General features: G+C 45.4%; 1 pseudogene. It reads right to left on the bottom strand.

Annotated elements, in window-relative coordinates:
• Nucleotides 1–181 (bottom strand): annotated as a pseudogene (locus CHH91_RS19345) (Gfo/Idh/MocA family protein); the annotation flags it as partial.
• Nucleotides 182–227 lie beyond the last annotated feature (46 nt).

Below are 227 nucleotides of genomic sequence, written 5' to 3'. Positions count from 1 at the left end.
CATAAGAACCGTACGCTGTTTTAATGTCATGCTCAGCCGCAAATGCCTGCGCTTTTTCAAGTGAACGGCTCGCGATTGCTACCACTTCGCCGCTTTCGGATGCAGCGATTCCAGGGATAATTGCTCGTTTTGCAATTGAAGCTGTCCCTAAAATGCCCCATTTCAAAGCTTCTGTATGCAAACTGCCATTCCTCCATTTCATACAAATCTAAAAATTCTCCACTAGC

Origin of the sequence: Virgibacillus sp. 7505, from assembly GCF_002272135.1 — a bacterium.
Classification (GTDB): domain Bacteria; phylum Bacillota; class Bacilli; order Bacillales; family Amphibacillaceae; genus Terribacillus.
This window is presented reverse-complemented; position numbering and strand designations above follow the sequence as displayed.